This window comes from Streptomyces sp. MRC013 (genome assembly GCF_023614235.1).
In the GTDB taxonomy this organism is placed as follows: domain Bacteria; phylum Actinomycetota; class Actinomycetes; order Streptomycetales; family Streptomycetaceae; genus Streptomyces.
In genome coordinates this window covers 2,094,424-2,112,133 of the sequence record NZ_CP094264.1, presented here as the reverse complement: position 1 = coordinate 2,112,133, position 17,710 = coordinate 2,094,424, and the positions used below count along the sequence as shown (strand labels likewise).

Here is a 17,710-nt window from a genome sequence, read left to right as displayed (position 1 = left end):
ACACAATGTGTATCGCACGCGCGCCGTCGCTGCCGGTCTACCGTCGTTTATGTCGGTCCTGAAACCGGTTTTTGCGTTTTCTGACTTTTCTGGGGGAATGGGGAGGCATGTCGTACGTCGAGATCCCGGGGGCGAAGGTACCCATCCGGATGTGGGCGGACCCCGCCACGGTGGAGGACGTCGCCCTCCGGCAGCTGCGGAACACCGCGACCCTGCCGTGGATCGAGGGGCTCGCCGTCATGCCGGACGTCCACTTCGGCAAGGGCGCCACGGTCGGATCCGTCATCGCCATGCGCGGCGCGGTCTGCCCGGCGGCGGTCGGGGTGGACATCGGATGCGGCATGTCGGCCGTCAGGACGTCGCTCACCGCGGACGACCTGCCGGACGACCTGTCCGGGCTGCGGTCGCGGATCGAGCGGGCCATCCCGGTGGGCCGGGGGATGCACGAGGAGGCGGTCGACCCCGGGCGGCTCCCGGGCCTCGCGGCGCCCGGGTGGGACGACCTGTGGACGCGGTTCGGAGGCATCGCGGAGGCGGTGAGGTTCCGCCAGGAGCGGGCCGCCAAGCAGATGGGGACGCTCGGAAGCGGCAACCACTTCGTCGAGGTCTGCCTCGACTCGACCGGATCGGTGTGGCTGATGCTCCACTCCGGGTCGCGGAACATCGGCAAGGAGCTCGCCGAGCACCACATCGGCGTCGCGCGGGGGCTGCCCCACAACCAGGACCTGGTCGACCGGGATCTCGCGGTGTTCGTCGCCGACACGCCGCAGATGGCCGCGTACCGCAACGACCTGTTCTGGGCGCAGGAGTACGCGAAGTACAACCGCTCGGTCATGATGGCGCTCCTGCAGGACGTCGTTCGCGGCGAGTTCGAGAAGACCGGGGTGACCTTCGAGCGGGAGATCTCCTGCCACCACAACTACGTGGCGGAGGAGCGGTACGACGGTGTGGACCTGCTCGTCACCCGCAAGGGCGCGATCCGCGCCGGGAGCGGCGAGTACGGGATCATCCCCGGTTCCATGGGCACCGGCTCGTACATCGTGAAGGGCCTCGGGAACGAGAAGTCCTTCAACTCCGCCTCGCACGGTGCCGGCCGGCGGATGAGCCGGAACGCCGCCAAGCGCCGGTTCTCCACGCAGGACCTGGAGGAGCAGACGCGGGGCGTGGAGTGCCGCAAGGACTCCGGCGTCGTCGACGAGATCCCCGGCGCGTACAAGCCGATCGAGAAGGTCATCGACCAGCAGCGCGACCTGGTGGAGGTCGTGGCGAAGCTGAAGCAGGTCGTCTGCGTGAAGGGCTGAGCCGGCCGGTCCCGCCCGGTTCCGGCGGCTCCCCCTGCGGGTGACCGCCCGTCCGGCCGCCCCTTCCGGGCGTGTCCGTCTCTCCGACTTCCGTCTTTCCAGCCTCCGTCCTTTCGGCCTCCGTCCTTTCGGCCTCCGGCCGGGCCTCCTCGGGCGCCCGGGCCGCGGGCGGTCGCCCTTTCCGGGCCTCCGGCCTCCGGGGGGTGCCCGGGTACTCGGGTCCCGGCCGGGCGCTCCGGGGGTTCCTGGCCTCCGGCCGGGCCTCCTCCGGGTTCGGTCTCCGGTCTCCGGCTTTCGGGTCTCCGGCCTTCGGGCGGCCCCGTCCGGTCGGCTTCCCTCCGGCGGGGCCCTCCGGCGGCTTCGCCCCGGGCCGGGCGTTGTCAGAGCTCCCGGTGCACCTTGTGGTTGGACGCCTGGGCGCGGGGGCGCACCACCAGCAGGTCGACGTTGACGTGCGGTGGGCGGGTCACGGCCCAGGTGATCGTGTCGGCGACGTCGTCGGCCGTCAGCGGGTCGGGGACGCCCTCGTAGACCTTCGCCGCCCGTTCCGTGTCGCCGCGGAACCGGGTCATGGCGAAGCCTTCCGTCTTCACCATGCCGGGCGCCACCTCGATGACCCGGACCGGCGTGCCGACGATCTCCAGGCGCAGCGTCTCGGCGAGGACCCGGGCGCCGTGCTTGGCGGCGACGTACCCCGCGCCGCCCTCGTACGCGGCGTGGCCGGCCGTGGAGGAGACCACGACGACCGTGCCGGCGCCGCTCGCGGTGAGCGCGGGCAGCAGCGCCTGCGTCATGTGGAGCGTGCCGATGACGTTCACCTCGTACATGCGGCGCCAGTCCTCCGGGTCGCCGGTCGCCACCGGGTCGGCGCCGAGCGCGCCGCCGGCGTTGTTGACCAGCACGTCGCAGCGGTCCAGAGAGGCGGCGAAGGCGTCGACGGCGGACCGGTCGGTGACGTCGAGGGCGTACGCGGTCGCCCGGTGGCCGGCCTCGGTCAGCTCCGCGGCGAGGGCGGTGATGCGGTCCTCGCGCCGCGCGGTGAGCACGACGTGATGGCCGGTCGCGGCCAGGTGGCGGGCGGTCGCGGCCCCGATGCCGCTGCTGGCTCCGGTGACGACGGCGACGGGCGGTGCGGCGGCGGTCATGGTCTGCGTGCTCCTCGGTGCGGCGGCGAGCGGTACGCCGTCAGCATAGGCGCGCCCGCTCCACCGTGTGGGGTGTACATGACCATGACTCAGGTGCCATGCGTGCGGCTCCGCACCTCAGTCCCGCGCCCAGGCTATGTAGCCGTCCGGGCGGACCAGCAGGGCGCCGTGGCGGTCGGCGTTCGCCCACGTGGCCCGTATGACCTCGCCGGGTGCCGTGGCGATCTCCGGGGCGGACGGCTCGGTGCCCCGCGAGGCGACCAGGACGAAGGCGCTTTCGCGCAGCAGCTCGTACAGGCGGCCCTCGGCGAGCGAGAGGTCCGGCGCCCGCCGCCCGGTCAGGTGGTGGGCGCCGCACGCGGCGGCGTAGGAGACGCCGATCCCGCTGATCATGCCCGTCACCCGGGCGGAGAGCGGGCCGGCCGTGCCGACCAGGCGGAAGACGGCGGCACGGGCGGCGCGCCGGAGCGGTGTGCGCGCCGTGGAGAGGCGGATGATCGCCCCGCTACTGCGCAGGACGGCCGCGCCGACCGGATGACGCTCGGCGTGGTAACTGTCGAGCAGCGCCTCCGGGTCGCCCGCGTCGCCGCGCAGGACGGCGGCGAGCTTCCAGGAGAGGTTGGCGGCGTCCTGGAGGCCGGTGTTCATGCCCTGGCCCCCGGCGGGGGAATGGACGTGCGCGGCGTCCCCGGCGAGCAGCACGCGGCCCACGCGGTAGGCGGGCACCTGTCGTTCGTCGCTGTGGAACCGGGAGGTCCAGCGGGCTTCGCCCATCCCGAAGTCCGAGCCGAGGGCCCGGCGGACGATGCCGCGGACCTCGTCCGGGTCGACGGGGGCGCCGTCCGGGGCCTGGCGGTGCCGGTCCCAGCCCATCACCCGGTACCAGCCGTCGCCGAACGGGGCGATGAAGGCGAACGCGTCGCCCGTGCCGTTCACGATCGGCACGTCCCGGGGCGGTTCGGCGAGGCGGACGTCCGCGAGGACGACGGAGCGGATCACGGAGCGGCCGGGGAACGGCAGGCCCAACTGCTCCCGGACCGTGCTGCGGACACCGTCCGCGCCGACCAGGTAACGGGCGCGGAGCCGTACGGCCGCGCCGCCCGTCCCGGAGCCGTCGCCCCGGGCGCCGCCGTGGCCGGCGGGGACCAGCTCGGCCGTGACGCCGTCGACGTCCCGGCGCAGTGCGCGCAGCGCCGTCTCGTGGCGGAACTCCACCCCGGCGGCGACGGCGCGGCGCTCCAGCAGCCGCTCCACCTCGTACTGCGGGGTGACGAGCAGGAACGGGAAGCGGGAGCGCAGCCCCGAGAGGTCCAGCGACGCGTTGCCGAACAGGCGCAGCCGGGTCAGGGTCGGGCCCGTCCCGAGCAGTTCGTCCGCCAGGCCCCGGGCGTCCAGGAGCTCCAGCGTCCGGGCGTGGACGGCGAAGGCGCGCGTCAGGTTCCCGGTCGTGCGGGGGCGGCGCTCCACGAGGGTGACGCGGAGCCCGGCCCCGGCGAGGTCGCCCGCGAGGAGCAGCCCGGTCGGGCCCGCGCCCACGACCACGACGTCCGCGTCGGCGTGCGTCCCGGTACCGGTGCTCGACCCGTCGATTGCGGCGGTGCTGGTCATAGCTGCCTCCTCAAGCCGACCCACAACGGGTCAACGACCGTTGGCCAACACCTGTTGGACAACGCTTGTTGGCAACTGTAGACCCGTCGCGCCTGGCGGGTCAACACTTGTTGGCCTACACTCGTTGGCATGGAGAAGGAAGCCCCCGCCCCGCCGAGCCCCCGTGCGCCGCGCCGCTCGGACGCGACCCGCGCCGCGATCCTCGAAGCGGCCCGCGAGCGGTTCGCCGCGGACGGCTACGAGCGCGCCACCATCCGGGCCATCGCCCGCGACGCGGGCATCGACCCGTCGATGGTGATGCGCTACTACGGCAACAAGCAGGGCCTGTTCGCGGCCGCCTCCGAGATCGACCTGCGGATACCGCCGCTGGGCGCCCTGCCTGCCCGGCACGTCGGCGCCGTCCTCGTCGCCCACTTCCTCGACCGCTGGGACGCGGACGAGGTGCTGACGGGCATGCTCCGCGTCGGCGTCACCAACGAGGCGGGCGCCGAGCGCATGCGGGAGATCTTCAAGGCCAGCCTCGGCCCGGTGGTGGCGGGCCTCTGCCCCGATCCGGAGGACGCACCGCGCCGGGCCGCGCTCCTCGCCTCGCAGATACTCGGCATGGCCCTCGCCCGGTACGTGCTGCGGTTCCCGCCCGCGGTCGCGATGGAGCGCGACGAGGTGATCGCCTGGCTGGCCCCCACGATCCAGCGCTACCTGACGGCGGAGCGGCCGTAGCCGACCCGGCCGCCCGGCGCCCGGCCCGTCACGGAGGCGCCGGGCCGGGAGCCGCCGTCGGGGTGCCGGGCCGCGGAGCCGTACCGCCCCGCCGTCAGGCCGCCGCGCCCCCGAACTCGCGCAGGGCGGTGCGGACGATGTCGTCCAGCCGGGCGTGGTGGGCGCCGCGCCAGTACACGCGGTCGCAGGCCGTACAGCGGGCGAACACGTCGTACGTGCGCCGCGTGCCGTGCTCCAGGCGTTCGCGCACCTCGTCCTTGTCCGCCTCGGCCAGCACCCCGTTGCAGGCCGTGCAGCGGGACCACGGGACGAGGCGCGGGGCGAAGCGCCCCAGCACGTCGCGCAACTGCTCCTCGGGCCGGTGGCTGTAGACGTACGCGCCGGCCCACAGCTCCCGTCGGCGCAGCAGCCCCCGGTCGCGCGAGAGCATCACGCGCCGCTCCCGGGCCGACCGCGCGGCCAGCGCGGCGTCGCCGATGTCCTCGCTCTCATACGCCGCGTCGACGCCCAGCAGCCGCAGCCGCCGCGCGAGCGTGCCCAGGTGGACGTCGAGGAGGAACCGCAGCGGCGCCCCCGGCACCTCCTGCGGGCGCCGCACGCCCCGCACCTCGACCTCCTCGCCGGCGGTCGGCACGTGCGCGGCCGGGACCGGTTCACCGGACACCAGCAGAGCGCCCACCTCGGTGAGCGGCACGCCGAGCGACTCGACGACGTGCCCGAGCGTCGACACCCCGTCCGTCACCAGGGCCGTACGTCCCGCACGGCGGGGCGCCGCTACGAACAGGCCGAGTTCGGGGGCGAAACTGATGTGGATCTCCGGTCCGTTCACGCGGGTCAGGATGCCACCGGGCGCCCCGGCCCGGCCAGGCCGTTTCCCGGCCCCGCCCGGCCCCGAGGCGCTCCGCGTCCCGCCGCGGACGCGCCGCCGTCCGGCCGGTCGGGTTCCCGCCGCGCCCGCGCCGCCGTCCGGCCCGCCCGCGCCGCCGTCCGGCCCGCCCGCGCCGTCCGCGCCGTCCGCGTCGCCGTCCGCCGGTCCGCCCCGTCCGCGTCGCCGTCCGCCGCCCCGGCCGCCCCGGCCGCCGGGTGGGACGCCGGGCGTCCCCGTCCGCGCCACCGGCCCGGCGGCGAGAACCCCTGTCGAGGGCTGCCGGCGGCCGCCGTCGAGGACTACGGGCGGCGGACGGACGCGGACGCGGGCGCTTCCGGGGCGTGCGTGCCCGGCGCGCCCCCGAAGTGTGTGCTCGGGGTGCGCCCGCGTCCGCCGCCGGGACGTTTCAGCTCCCGTCAGCTCCCGGAGCGCGGCACGGGCCCGGCCGGGGGCCGGACGGGCGCGGGCGGAGCGCCGCCCGTCAGGGCCAGACGAGGCAGTACGGCTGGTGGCCCGCCTCGTGGAGGCGTACCGAGAAGTCCTGCCACTCGTGCAGCAGCCGGTACACGTCGAACGCGTCGCGCGGACCGCCCCGGTCCGGGACCGTCGACCAGATGAAGGCGGCGGCGCCCACGGACTCCTCGCCGACGCCGCGCAGCGGGTCGACGGTGGTCGTCGGCAGCTTCACCACCGCGTAGTCGGGGTGCAGCACCACCAGCTCCAGCGGCGGCACCTTGTGCAGGGGCATGCCCTGGATGCCGGTCAGCACCATGGCGGCTATGGTCTCCGGCTTGATCTTGGTGAACATCCCGCCCATGCCGAGCTCGTCGCCGCCGAGCTCCTCGGGCCGCATCGAGATCGGCACACGCGCGGCCGTCGCGCCGTTGGGCGCGCCGAAGTACTTGTAGGTCACCCCCATGCGGCCACCCCTGCCCCCCAGGGAGTCCGTCCCCAGGGACTCGCTTCCCGCGGGAGCCTCCCGCTGGAGGCCGTCGTCCCGTCGTGCGGGTTCCCGCGGGGCGGGATCGTCCCGCTGTCGCCGGTGCCTCCCCCGCCGGGCACGCTCGGGGCCCAGATCGCCGGTCCCCTCGCCCAGTCCGCCACCGCGATGCATATCTCCACCCGACTGCTTGCAGGGTGACACGGCCCCGCCGCGCAACCCGATCATCGTGTCAGTGACCTCCCCCGCGAACGGGTGGTGAAACACCTGTCCGCAAGAACGTGCCGGCCTCTGACACCATGGTTTCCGTGAGCTCTCCCTATGACGCCCCAGTTTCGCAGACGCGGAGGGCCGGCGCCTTGCCGAGAACGAGGCCGGGAAACCCCGCGGTCCCCGGCCTTCGCCCGAGCGGGGCGACATCCTCGTGAAACAAGATCGTGAAGGAAGAGGTCGCGCCGAGGCAAGGCCGCCCGGCCGATCGCCGTGAAACCGGACGCCGTGAAAGGGAACACGGCCCGTCCCTCGTGCCCGGGCCGCCCCGCCGCCGCCCCGGCGGCAGCACCCACGCCAGCCGCCAGCCCACTCGTTACCGCAGGTCAGGACCCAAGTGCCGTACTCATATGAAGCCCCCGTCTCACAGTCGCTCTTCGACCGCGCCTCCCAGGTGACGCCCGGCGGCGTGAACTCCCCCGTCCGGGCCTTCCGCGCCGTGGGCGGAACGCCCCGCTTCATGGTCTCCGGTACGGGGCCGTACCTCACCGACGCGGACGGGCGCGAGTACGTCGACCTCGTCTGCTCCTGGGGGCCGATGATCCTCGGCCACGCGCACCCCGAGGTGGTCGCCGCCGTGCGGCAGGCCGTCGCGCGCGGCACCTCCTTCGGCACCCCGGGCGAGGGCGAGGTCGCCCTCGCGGAGGAGATCGTGGAGCGGGTCGCCCCGGTCGAGCAGGTGCGGCTGGTGTCCAGCGGCACCGAGGCGACCATGTCCGCGATCCGCCTGGCCCGCGGTTTCACCGGCCGCAGCAAGGTGGTCAAGTTCGCCGGCTGCTACCACGGGCACGTGGACGCGCTGCTGGCCGCCGCCGGCTCCGGTGTGGCCACCTTCGGGCTGCCCGACACGCCCGGCGTCACGGGCGCGCAGGCCGGCGACACGATCGTGCTGCCCTACAACGACCTGGAGGCCGTCCAGGAGGCGTTCCACCGCCACCCGGGCGAGATCGCCTGCGTGATCACCGAGGCGTCCCCCGGCAACATGGGCGTCGTCCCGCCCCGCCCCGGCTTCAACCAGGGCCTGAAGGACGCCTGCGCGAAGAACGGCGCTCTGTACATCTCCGACGAGGTCATGACCGGTTTCCGCACGTCCCGGGCGGGCTGGTTCGGCGTGGACGGCGTCGTCCCCGACCTGATGACCTTCGGCAAGGTCATGGGCGGCGGCTTCCCGGCCGCGGCGTTCGGCGGCCGGGCCGACGTCATGGCGCACCTCGCGCCGGCCGGCCCGGTCTACCAGGCGGGCACGCTCTCCGGGAACCCGGTCGCCACCGCCGCGGGCCTCGCCCAGCTGCGGCTGCTCGACGACGCCGCGTACGAGAAGGTCGACGCCGTCTCGCGGGAGATCCAGGCCCTGGTGGTGGACGCGCTGGCCGCGGAGGGCGTGGCGCACCGGCTGCAGAGCGCGTCCAACATGTTCTCGGTCTTCTTCACCGACCGCGAGGTCCGCGACTACGAGGACGCCAGGCGGCAGGAGTCCTTCCGCTTCACCGCGTTCTTCCACTCGATGCTGGCGCAGGGCGTCTACCTGCCGCCGTCCGCCTTCGAGTCGTGGTTCGTGTCCACGGCCCACGACGAGCGCGCCGTCGAGCGGATCGCCGCCGCGCTGCCCGCCGCCGCCCGCGCCGCGGCGGCGGCCACGGAGGGCACGGCATGACGGGCGCGCAGCCGGAGGAGGTGACCGTCGTCCACCTGATGCGCCACGGCGAGGTGCACAACCCGGACGGCGTCCTGTACGGCCGCCGCGCCGGGTACCACCTCTCGGAGCTGGGCCGCCGGATGGCCGACCGGGTCGCCGAGCACCTGGCCGGCCGGGACGTCGCGTACGTCGTGGCGTCCCCGCTGGAACGGGCCCAGGAGACCGCGGAGCCGATCGCCGAGGCGCACGGCCTGGGCCTGGCCACGGACGAGCGGCTGATCGAGGCGGGCAACGTCTTCGAGGGCAAGACCTTCGGCGTCGGCGACGGGGCGCTGCGCAGGCCGGGCAACTGGCGGCACCTGACCAACCCGTTCCGGCCGTCGTGGGGCGAGCCCTACGTCGACCAGGTGGTGCGGATGATGGGCGCGCTCGGCGCGGCGCGCGACGCGGCCCGCGGGCACGAGGCGGTGTGCGTCAGCCACCAGCTGCCCATCTGGATCGTGCGGAGCTTCGTCGAGCGGCGCCGGCTGTGGCACGACCCGCGGCGCCGGCAGTGCACGCTGGCGTCGCTGACGACGTTCACGTACCACGGGGACCGCATCGTCTCGGTCGGCTACAGCGAACCGGCCCGCGATCTCGTTCCGCCGCACCTGCTCGCGGGCGCCAAGCCGGTGAAGGGAAAACCGAAGGCGTTCGGCGCCTGACGGTCCCGGGCGGTGCTCCCGGCGGCGGAGCGGCCGTTTCACCGTGCCGGGGCCGCGTGATCGACGGCGAAACCCCTTCTTCCTCCTTTTCTCCTTTCCCGCTCTCCCGCATTCCCCGCTCTCCCGCACACCGGGCCGGAACACCGTCCCGTGTGCGGGAGGGCGGAAAGGGGACGCCGTGCGCCGGCCCGGTCGAAAGGCTTTATCGGAAAAGGAAGTTGGCGCCCCGCCGCCCTCGGGGCGGGCGGCCCCGGCTCCCCGGCGGCGGCCGCGGGCCCGGGCAGGGCGGGAAGGCGGCGGGCGCTCCCGGGAGGGAGGGCGGCCGGTCCCGCCGGGGATTCGTCATTCCCGGGGAATCCCGTTCCCCCGACCGGGAAATCCCGGTGCGGAGGGAACGGCCCCTCCTCCGGCCGGCCGGACTTAGCCGGACTTCACAAGGGGCTTTACGGGCACCCAGGGGGGCGGGCAAGATCCGCGAAACGGCCATGCGAAACTTTTCACATGAGCCACAGCCGTGCCCACCGAGGCATCCTGCTCACCGCCGGCGCCCTGGCGGCCGCGCTCGCGCTGACCGCGTGCAGCGGCAGCCCCAAGGGCACGTCCGGCGGTGGCGGCAACACCAACTTCGTCACCGACGTCGACGGCATCGCCACCCTCCCCGAGGGGAAGCGGCCGGCACCCAACGAGCTCGCGGGCGAGACCCTGGACGGCGGCCGGATCGACGTCGCCGACCTCAAGGGCAAGGTCGTCGTCCTCAACCTGTGGGGCGAGTGGTGCACCCCGTGCCGCGCCGAGGCCCCGCACTTCGTGAAGGTCGCCAACGAGCTGAAGCCCGAGGGCGTCGAGTTCGTCGGCATCAACACCCGCAGCAACAAGGGCAAGTCGATCAAGTTCGAGAACGACTTCGGGGTCCCGTACCCGAGCATCTACGACCGGTACGGCAAGCTCGTCCTCAACGGCTTCCCCAAGGGCACCGTCCAACCGCAGTCCATTCCCTCGACCCTCGTGCTCGACCGCGACGGGAAGATCGCCGCGAGGGCCCTCAAGGCGGTCTCCGAGAAGGAGCTGCGCTCGATGATCGCCCCGGTGCTCGCCGAGAAGGCCGGCGGGCAGTAGTCCATGAACGAGACGGTCTTCAGCGGGGCCCTCCTCCTGGCCCTGCCCGTCGCCGTCCTCGGCGGCCTGGTGTCCTTCTTCTCGCCCTGCGTGCTGCCGCTCGTCCCCGGCTACCTCTCGTACGTGACCGGGGTCACCGGCACCGACCTGGCCGAGGCGCGGCGCGGCCGGATGGCGCTCGGCGCGGGCCTGTTCGTCCTCGGCTTCTCCGCCGTCTTCGTCTCCGGCGGCGCCCTGTTCGGCTACTCGGGGCAGACGCTCCTGGAGCACCGCGAGGCCCTGAACAGGGTCCTCGGCGTGGTCATGATCCTCATGGGCGCGTTCTTCATGGGGTTCATGCCGTGGCTCACCCGGCGCGAGTTCCGGTTCCACCGGCGGCCCGCCGCCGGCCTCGTCGGCGCCCCGGTCATCGGCGTGCTCTTCGGGATCGGCTGGACGCCGTGCGTCGGCCCGACCCTCACCGCCGTCAACGCGCTCGCGCTCAGCGAGGCGAGCGCCGGGCGCGGCGCGCTGCTCACCCTCGCGTACTGCCTCGGCCTCGGCGTGCCGTTCGTCGTCGCCGCCGTCGCCTTCCGCAGGGCGCTCGGCGCGTTCGGCTGGGTCAAGCGGCACTATGCATGGGTGATGCGGATCGGCGGCGGCATGATGATCCTGACCGGTCTGCTCCTGCTGACCGGCGCCTGGGAAGCGCTGGTGCAGGAGACGCAGAGCTGGTCCGGAAGTTTCCAGGTGGGGATCTGAGGTCACCATGAGCAACACCGAGCAGACCGCCGGGCGGACCGGGCAGGACGGGCGGACCGGGCGGGAGGCGGTCGGCGAGCAGTCCCTGGGCGCCGCCGGCGAGCACCTGTCCACCGCCCCCGCCCAGGACCCCGACCCCGCGCACCTCCCCGCCCTCGGCCCCGTCGGCTGGATCCGCTGGTTCTGGCGGCAGCTCACCTCCATGCGGGTCGCGCTGATCCTGCTGTTCCTGCTCTCCCTCGGCGCGATCCCCGGCTCCCTCATCCCGCAGAACGGCGTGGACGAGACCAAGGTCGACGCCTTCAAGAAGTCCCACGAGACGCTCGCGCCGATCTACGAGAAGCTCCAGCTGTTCGACGTCTACAGCTCGGTGTGGTTCTCCGCGATCTACATCCTGCTGTTCGTCTCCCTCATCGGCTGCATCGTCCCGCGCAGCCGGCAGTTCGCCGACCAGCTGCGCAGCCGCCCGCCGGGTGCGCCCAAGCGGCTCACCCGCCTCCCCGCGTACACGACCTGGCGCACGGAGGCCACCCCCGAGCAGGTCCGCGGGGCGGCGCTGGGGCTGCTGCGGAAGAACCGCTTCCGCTCCCATGCGGAGGGCGACGCGGTCGCCGCGGAGAAGGGGTACCTCCGCGAGGCCGGCAACCTCGTCTTCCACGTCGCGCTGATCGTGATGCTCCTGGCCTTCGCCGCCGGGCAGCTGTTCCGCTCCGAGGGCGGCAAGCTGATCGTCGAGGGCGACGGCTTCGCCAACACCCTCAGCCAGTACGACGACTTCCGGTCGGGCTCGCTGTTCTCCCTGGACGACCTGAGCCACTTCAGCTTCGAGCTGAAGCGGTTCACCGGGACGTACGAGGCGACCGGCCCGCAGCGCGGCACGCCCCGCACCTTCGAGGCCGAGGTCACCTACTCCGAGGACGGCGGCCCCGACAGGGAGGCCGTGATCCGGGTCAACGAGCCGCTGGAGGTCGACGGCGCCAAGGTCTACCTGATCGAGCACGGGTACGCACCCGTCGTCACCGTCCGGGACGGCAGGGGCGAGATCGTCAGCCGGGAGGCCGTGCCGCTGCTGCCGCTCGACGCCAACGTCACCTCCCAGGGCGTCGCCAAGGTGATGGACGGCTACCGGGACGGGAACGGCAGGCGGGACCAGCTGGGCATCCCGATGTTCTTCGTGCCGACCTTCGCCGGCGAGGGCCGGGGGAGATGTTCTCCGTGTTCCCCGCCCTGGTGGACCCGCGGCTGAGCGTCTCCGCGTACCACGGGGACCTGCGCGCCGACTCGGGCGTGCCGCAGAACGTGTACCAGCTGGACACCAGCAAGATGACCCCGTTCAAGGACGCGAACGGCGAGATCCTGAAGAAGCAGCTCAAGCCCGGGGAGACCTTCACGCTGCCCGACGGGGCCGGCTCGATCACCTTCGAGCGGGAGATCAGCGAGTGGGCCAGCTTCCAGATCAGCCAGCAGCCCGGCGACGGCTGGGCGCTGGCCGGCGCCGTCGCCGCGATCCTGGGGCTCACCGGCTCGCTCTTCGTCCAGCGGCGCCGCGTCTGGGTCCGGGCCGTCGAAGGGCCGGACGGCGTGACCGTCGTCGAGATGGCGGCGCTGGGGCGGAGCGAGTCCGCGAAGCTCCCCGAGGAGCTGGCCGAGCTGGCGGCCGCGCTCCACTCCGTCGCGCCGACCGCGCCCGCCGCGGCGGCGGACGGCGCCGAGAACCGTGACGCCGTCGGCCACGCCCCCGTGGACGACGGCGCCGAACCCGCCGAAGAGGCTGTTCCCGCCGAAGGGGCATCGCAGTGACCATCGCCGCCGCCAACGAGAACCTGGCGCACATCAGCAACGTCCTCGTCTACTCGGCCATGGCCGTGTACACCCTGGCGTTCCTCGCGCACATCGCCGAGTGGGTGCTCGGCAGCCGCAGCAAGGTCGGCCGCACGGCCGCCGCCCTCACCGCCCCCGCCGTCGCCGCGCCCGCCGTCCGGGTGCGCGGCGAGCAGGCCGGCGCCACCGCCGTGCTGGACAGGCCCGCGGTCGTCACGCGCGGCGCCGCCGGGGCGCGGAGAGGTCCCGGACGGCCCCGGCGCGGCCGCCGGGGACGAGAAGGGCGACCTGTACGGGCGCATCGCCGTGTCGCTCACCACGCTGGCGTTCCTGCTGGAGGCCGGGGGCGTCGTCTCCCGCGCCATGTCCGTGGGGCGGGCGCCGTGGGGCAACATGTACGAGTTCTCGCTGACGTTCTCCACCGTCGCGACCGGCACCTACCTCGCCCTCCTCCTCGCCGGGAGGAACGTCCGCTGGCTCGGCCTGCCCCTGGTCACCACCGTCCTGCTCGACCTGGGCCTCGCCACCACCTGGCTCTACACCGAGAGCGACCAGCTCGTCCCCGCCCTCGACTCGTACTGGTTGTGGATCCACGTCTCCACCGCGATCTTCTGCGGCGCGGTCTTCTACATCGGCGCCGTGACCACGCTGCTGTACCTGCTGCGCGACGGGTACGAGGCCAAGGTGGCGCGCGGCGGCAAGCCGGGCGCGTTCACCCGGTCGGTCATGGAGCGGCTGCCCGCCGCCGCGACGTTCGACAAGCTCGCGTACCGCGTCAACGCCGCCGTCTTCCCGTTGTGGACGTTCACGATCATCGCGGGCGCCATCTGGGCCGGCGACGCGTGGGGCCGCTACTGGGGCTGGGACGCCAAGGAGGTCTGGTCCTTCATCACCTGGGTCGCCTACGCCGCGTACCTGCACGCCCGCGCGACGGCCGGCTGGAAGGGCCGCAAGGCGTCGTACATCGCGCTGGCCGCCTTCGCCTGCTGGCTGTTCAACTACTACGGCGTGAACCTCTTCGTGAACAGCCTGCACTCCTACGCGGGCGTCGAGTGACCCCTCCGCGGCGGTAGCGCGGCCGGCCCGCCGGGGCCGAACGGGTCGGTCCGCGGGTCCCGGCCGGCGCCACCGCCGCGGCCGGGACCCGAGGTCACCGGCGCCGCGGCGGGAGGCAGTCCGCGGCCGGCGGCTCGCCCTCCGGCCACGCCATGGCCACGAACCGCGGCGCCTCCCGCGTCAGCTCCACCACCGGGACCGCCTTGTCGTACGGGTTTCCGTGGTTGTCCAGGCAGATCCAGCCGCTCGCGCCCTCCACCTTCAGCGAACCCTTCACCTGCGGCCACTGCCGCCCCACGTCCTCGACCGGCGGGACGTCGGCGCCCGCGGGCGTCGCCTCCCGGACGGCCCGCACGGCCGTCGCCATCGCGTCGTACGCGATGATCGTCTGCCCGTCCACGAGCGTGGTCCGCCCGATCGGCCCCACCGGCGCCTTCGCCACCTCGCCGAGCGTCCGGACGAACTCCCCATACGCCGCCGCCGATCCGCCCGTCCGCGGCGGCCGGTAGCCGGGCCGCGCCCGCCAGGCGTCCGGGTGGGCCAGTGCCGCGTAGCGGACCGTCAGCCCCGTGTCCAGCGCCGCCCGGTTCAGCTGGGGGTCCGCGCCCAGGTACGAGCCCTCGTCGCCGGTCAGCACCGTGAGCCGGCGCTCCCTGCAGCCGCGCGCCCCCAGCGCGTTGATGAACTGCCGCAGTTGTACGTGCCGTCCGGCGAAGAACACCGTCTCCGCGCGTGCGTGGCACACCAGGTGCGTGATCTGCCGGAACGTGTTGGCGGTCGTCCCCTCGTCGTTCGGGTCCTCGGGGGAAGTGAACAGCTGCGGCTCGTACGGGGAGCGGGCCAGCAGGTCGGAGAACGCGCTCCTCAGGGTCTCCGTGTAGTGGTCGCCGGTCCGCGTGTCGTGGACGATCAGCGCCTTCTCCGCGTCCACCCGGCCGAAGTGGGCGAGGGCGCGCGCCTCGTCGCCGTTGGTGGGGGAGACCCGGGCGAGGCCGGGGAAGCGGTGGCCGCCGGGCCCGTTGGCGATGTCGTCCGCGGTGATCGTAGTGCCCACGACGGCGACGCCCGCGCGGGTCAGCTCCGCCACCGCGTCCTGCACGGCGCTGCTGCTGGTCGCGATGCCGGAGACGGCCCGCAGCCGGTGCGGGGCGCCCGTCATGGCCTTCAGCCGGTCGACGGCGGCCCTCCAGTGGACGTTGTCCTTGCCGGTGTTGGCGAGGACGAGCCGTACCTTCGGGGTCTCGTTGTTCTGCCGGTTGGCCCGGTACTGCTGCGCGAACGCGCCCTGCAGTTCGTTGAGCACCTTCTCGCGGAGCCCCGGGCTCGTCGACGTCAGGGGCAGCAGCAGGGCGACCGTGGCGTACCGGCCCTCCCCCAGCGTGGCGTTCTCCCGGCCGATGGCGGCCGCGACCTGCGTGAGCTGCGACTGGCCGAAGTCGTAGCCGTCCCCGGCGACGGCGACACCGACGCACTCGTCGCTGCCCGCCGGCCGGGCCACGCCCGGTGCGCACGACCGGTCCTCGGGCACGGCGAGGCGCTGCACCACGGCGACGGTGCCCCAGACGAGCAGGGCGAGGACCACCGCGCCGGTGACCAGTTTCTGGCGGACGGTGTAGAAGACGCGGTACCGGAAGGGGTTCTCCATGCTCGTCAGGCTCCGTCCTCGTTGCCCGGCGGCGACGTCGGCGTGCGCCGGGCGCGGATGTCCCTCGGCCAGTGGGTGGCCGCGTCCCAGAGCGGAAGGCTGCCGGTCAGGTGGCGGCCGGACAGCTGGCGCAGCTCGTGCGCCATCCGCTCGACCACGTCCTCGTCGGGCAGCGCCAGCGGGTCGGTGAGCAGCCACACCGCGTGCAGCAGCCGCCGCACCGACTGGTGCAGGGCCGTCGTGGCCTCGTCGAGCCCGGCCAGCTCCCCGACCGCACCCGGATCCCGCCCGAGCGCCACCGCGCGGCGCGGGTCGGGGCCGGTGCGGTGCGGGACGCGCGGGTACGGCGCGGACGCGACGAACAGCAGCCGGTCCAGCCAGCCGCCCGCGTCCGGGTCCCCGAACCACTCCCGCAGCGCGGTCACCGCGCCGTCCGCGCGTCCCAGCGCCAGCTCCTGGCGCAGCCGGTACGGGGTGGGGCGCGGGCCGTGGTGGGCGAGCAGCGTCTCGTGGACGGCCCGCCACGCCGCGTGCGCGGGGGCGTCGCCGTCGTGGAAGCGGAGCCGGTGCAGGAGGAGGGCGCGCAGCAGCGGATCGGCGACGAAGTGGGAGGGCGCGGCGCCCGTCCCCCCGGCCCCGCCCGCCTCCGCCCCGCCGGGCCCCGCCGTCCCGGCCGGCCAGCCGTCCGCCCGCAGCGCGTCCCGCAGCCGCAGCACCACGTCGCCGTCGACGGAGGCGGCCCGCAGCCGGGTGCGGGCCAGCGCCCGCGCCGAGTCCTCGTCGTGCGCCGCCGCCAGCACGGTCAGCGCGGCCGTCTCCTCGGGGCGCAGCCCCGGCAGCAGCTCGTCCAGCAGCGTCGCGGCGACCGGCACGGCCGGGGAGTCCTCCCGCACCTCGATCGCCAGGTCCAGCAGGGCGCCCGGCGTGAGGGCGCCCCGCGCCTCCGCGGGCACCTGGCCCGCGGCCCGCCCCAGCAGCGCCACGCCCGCCGGCCGCCCGCCGGTCAGCCGGTGCACCCCGCCGGGCAGTTCGGGGGGAGTGCGGCCGTCCGGGTCGTACCGGTCGAACAGGCTCCGCGTCTGCGCGGTGCTCAGCGGCGTCAGCTCCACGGCGAGGACACCCGACGTGATGTCCGCGCCGCGCGGGCAGGGCGCCCGGTGCGCGACCTCCGGCAGCCGCAGCCGGGTCGCGCGGCGCAGCCCCTCGTGGTCCCGGTCGCGGGAGGCCGCGACGAGGACGACCCGGTCGCGGCGGCCGTCGGCGCGGTCCCGGAGGACCGGTTCGAGGAGGCGGCGGCCGAGCGGCAGGTGGGCGTTGTCCAGCAGCACCACCGGGCGGCCGCGCCGCGTGCCGCGCCGGGTCGGGCCGACGTACGCCCGGCACAGGTCCTCGACGAGGGTGCCGACGAGGAAGCCCTCGGCGTCGGCGCGGCGGGCGCCACCCTGCGAGAAGTCCGCGGCGAGCCGGCGCAGGCCCAGCCTGCCGTTCCCGCCGGCGCCGCGGTAGGCGCCGTACCAGCTCTCCGAGCGGCGCTGGTAGCGGCCGAACACCTCCTCCAGGAGGCTCTCCACCGTCGCCTCCGCGAGGATCCCGGCCAACGGCGCGGCGCCGTCCGCGACCGTGGCGGCGAGCTTGGCGAGGACCTTGCCGACCCAGGCGGCGGCCGTGCCGCGCGACTCGTCGACGGTCGACAAGACCGGGCCGAGGCGCTGGAGGTCGCGGCGGGCGCGCTCGTCGTCCTCCTGCGACCAGCCGATGCTGGCGGCGGCGGCGAGGCCCAGCGCGAGGCGCGGGAACCGCACGGGTCTCGCCGACAGCACGCGCGGCGACAGCTGCACGGCCAGCTCGGCGAGGGCGCCGGTGACCGGCGTCCAGCCGGGGCCGTGCTCGGCGGGCTCCTCCACGCGCGCGCAGTCGAGGAGGGCGAGCGGGGTGCCGCGGCGATAGGCGTTGCGGATCTGCTTGAGCAGCGCGGTCTTGCCCATGCCGCGGCCGCCGGTGAAGACGGTGACGGGCGGGTCGTCGCCGTGCTCGGGGCGGACGCCCGCGAAGTCGTACGGGGTGAGGCCGGTCAGGCGCGCGACGAGGCCGGACGGGGCCAGGACCGCCTCACGGCCGTACAGCTCCCTGTCCATCCGC

General features: G+C 74.5%; 12 protein-coding genes and 2 pseudogenes. 8 read left to right on the top strand and 6 right to left on the bottom strand.

Going from position 1 to position 17,710, the window contains the following annotated elements; all coding sequences use genetic code 11:
* The first annotated feature begins 107 nt into the window (after positions 1-107).
* Positions 108-1,301: an RtcB family protein gene (locus LUW75_RS09535; protein ID WP_250335217.1), complete on the top strand. Its 1,194-nt coding sequence runs from the start codon at positions 108-110 to the stop codon at positions 1,299-1,301.
* Positions 1,302-1,681: 380 nt separating this feature from the next.
* On the opposite strand, the gene LUW75_RS09530 is transcribed toward LUW75_RS09535, so the two are convergent.
* Both LUW75_RS09530 and LUW75_RS09525 read right to left on the bottom strand, forming a co-directional pair.
* A complete protein-coding gene (locus LUW75_RS09530; RefSeq protein ID WP_250335216.1) occupies positions 1,682-2,446 on the bottom strand; it encodes an SDR family NAD(P)-dependent oxidoreductase in 765 nt (254 codons plus the stop codon).
* Between the two features lie 117 nt (positions 2,447-2,563).
* Entirely contained in the window at positions 2,564-4,054 is a 1,491-nt protein-coding gene (locus tag LUW75_RS09525; protein ID WP_250335215.1) for an FAD-dependent oxidoreductase, read from the bottom strand.
* 129 nt (positions 4,055-4,183) lie between these two features.
* Between LUW75_RS09525 and LUW75_RS09520 the strand changes: the two genes are divergently transcribed.
* Entirely contained in the window at positions 4,184-4,774 is a 591-nt protein-coding gene (locus tag LUW75_RS09520; RefSeq protein ID WP_250335214.1) for a TetR/AcrR family transcriptional regulator, read from the top strand.
* 94 nt (positions 4,775-4,868) lie between these two features.
* On the opposite strand, the gene LUW75_RS09515 is transcribed toward LUW75_RS09520, so the two are convergent.
* On the bottom strand, positions 4,869-5,603 hold the full coding sequence (locus tag LUW75_RS09515) for a Mut7-C ubiquitin/RNAse domain-containing protein (protein WP_250335213.1): 735 nt from the start codon (positions 5,601-5,603) through the stop codon (positions 4,869-4,871).
* 520 nt (positions 5,604-6,123) lie between these two features.
* Entirely contained in the window at positions 6,124-6,756 is a 633-nt protein-coding gene (locus LUW75_RS09510) for a hypothetical protein (RefSeq protein WP_250335212.1), read from the bottom strand.
* A gap of 433 nt (positions 6,757-7,189) precedes the next feature.
* On the opposite strand from LUW75_RS09510, the gene hemL reads away from it, so the two are divergent.
* The 6 genes and pseudogenes from hemL to ccsB all read left to right on the top strand — a co-directional run bounded on the left by hemL (position 7,190) and on the right by ccsB (position 13,926).
* Entirely contained in the window at positions 7,190-8,506 is a 1,317-nt protein-coding gene (gene hemL, locus LUW75_RS09505) for a glutamate-1-semialdehyde 2,1-aminomutase (RefSeq protein ID WP_250335211.1), read from the top strand.
* Entirely contained in the window at positions 8,503-9,192 is a 690-nt protein-coding gene (locus LUW75_RS09500; RefSeq protein WP_250335210.1) for a histidine phosphatase family protein, read from the top strand. The genes hemL and LUW75_RS09500 overlap by 4 nt, the downstream gene beginning before the upstream one ends.
* A 501-nt stretch (positions 9,193-9,693) precedes the next feature.
* The gene (locus tag LUW75_RS09495) at positions 9,694-10,308 is read left to right on the top strand and encodes a TlpA family protein disulfide reductase (protein WP_250335209.1); all 615 of its coding nucleotides are present in this window, start codon (positions 9,694-9,696) and stop codon (positions 10,306-10,308) included.
* A 3-nt stretch (positions 10,309-10,311) separates the two neighbouring features.
* Positions 10,312-11,049 carry a cytochrome c biogenesis CcdA family protein gene (locus LUW75_RS09490; RefSeq protein WP_250335208.1) on the top strand — a complete coding sequence of 246 codons (738 nt, stop codon included), beginning with the start codon at positions 10,312-10,314 and terminating at the stop codon, positions 11,047-11,049.
* 7 nt (positions 11,050-11,056) lie between these two features.
* A pseudogene (gene resB, locus LUW75_RS09485) lies at positions 11,057-12,849 on the top strand (cytochrome c biogenesis protein ResB).
* Positions 12,846-13,926 (top strand): annotated as a pseudogene (ccsB, locus tag LUW75_RS09480) (c-type cytochrome biogenesis protein CcsB). Before resB ends, ccsB begins: the two co-directional pseudogenes overlap by 4 nt.
* A 94-nt stretch (positions 13,927-14,020) precedes the next feature.
* Here ccsB and LUW75_RS09475 read toward each other — a convergent pair.
* Positions 14,021-15,571 carry a type 1 periplasmic-binding domain-containing protein gene (locus LUW75_RS09475; protein ID WP_250335207.1) on the bottom strand — a complete coding sequence of 517 codons (1,551 nt, stop codon included), beginning with the start codon at positions 15,569-15,571 and terminating at the stop codon, positions 14,021-14,023.
* 5 nt (positions 15,572-15,576) lie between these two features.
* Positions 15,577-17,706 (bottom strand): hypothetical protein, encoded by a 2,130-nt coding sequence (locus tag LUW75_RS09470; RefSeq protein ID WP_250335206.1) that lies wholly within the window; start codon positions 17,704-17,706, stop codon positions 15,577-15,579.
* Positions 17,707-17,710: the final 4 nt, after the last annotated feature.

Coding starts and splice junctions, on each gene's coding strand:
- LUW75_RS09535 (WP_250335217.1), top strand. CDS start 108: ATGTCGTACGTCGAGATCCCGGGGGCGAAGGTACCCATCCGGATGTGG.
- LUW75_RS09530 (WP_250335216.1), bottom strand. CDS start 2,446: ATGACCGCCGCCGCACCGCCCGTCGCCGTCGTCACCGGAGCCAGCAGC.
- LUW75_RS09525 (WP_250335215.1), bottom strand. CDS start 4,054: ATGACCAGCACCGCCGCAATCGACGGGTCGAGCACCGGTACCGGGACG.
- LUW75_RS09520 (WP_250335214.1), top strand. CDS start 4,184: ATGGAGAAGGAAGCCCCCGCCCCGCCGAGCCCCCGTGCGCCGCGCCGC.
- LUW75_RS09510 (WP_250335212.1), bottom strand. CDS start 6,756: ATGCATCGCGGTGGCGGACTGGGCGAGGGGACCGGCGATCTGGGCCCC.
- LUW75_RS09500 (WP_250335210.1), top strand. CDS start 8,503: ATGACGGGCGCGCAGCCGGAGGAGGTGACCGTCGTCCACCTGATGCGC.
- LUW75_RS09495 (WP_250335209.1), top strand. CDS start 9,694: ATGAGCCACAGCCGTGCCCACCGAGGCATCCTGCTCACCGCCGGCGCC.
- LUW75_RS09490 (WP_250335208.1), top strand. CDS start 10,312: ATGAACGAGACGGTCTTCAGCGGGGCCCTCCTCCTGGCCCTGCCCGTC.
- LUW75_RS09475 (WP_250335207.1), bottom strand. CDS start 15,571: ATGGAGAACCCCTTCCGGTACCGCGTCTTCTACACCGTCCGCCAGAAA.
- LUW75_RS09470 (WP_250335206.1), bottom strand. CDS start 17,706: ATGGACAGGGAGCTGTACGGCCGTGAGGCGGTCCTGGCCCCGTCCGGC.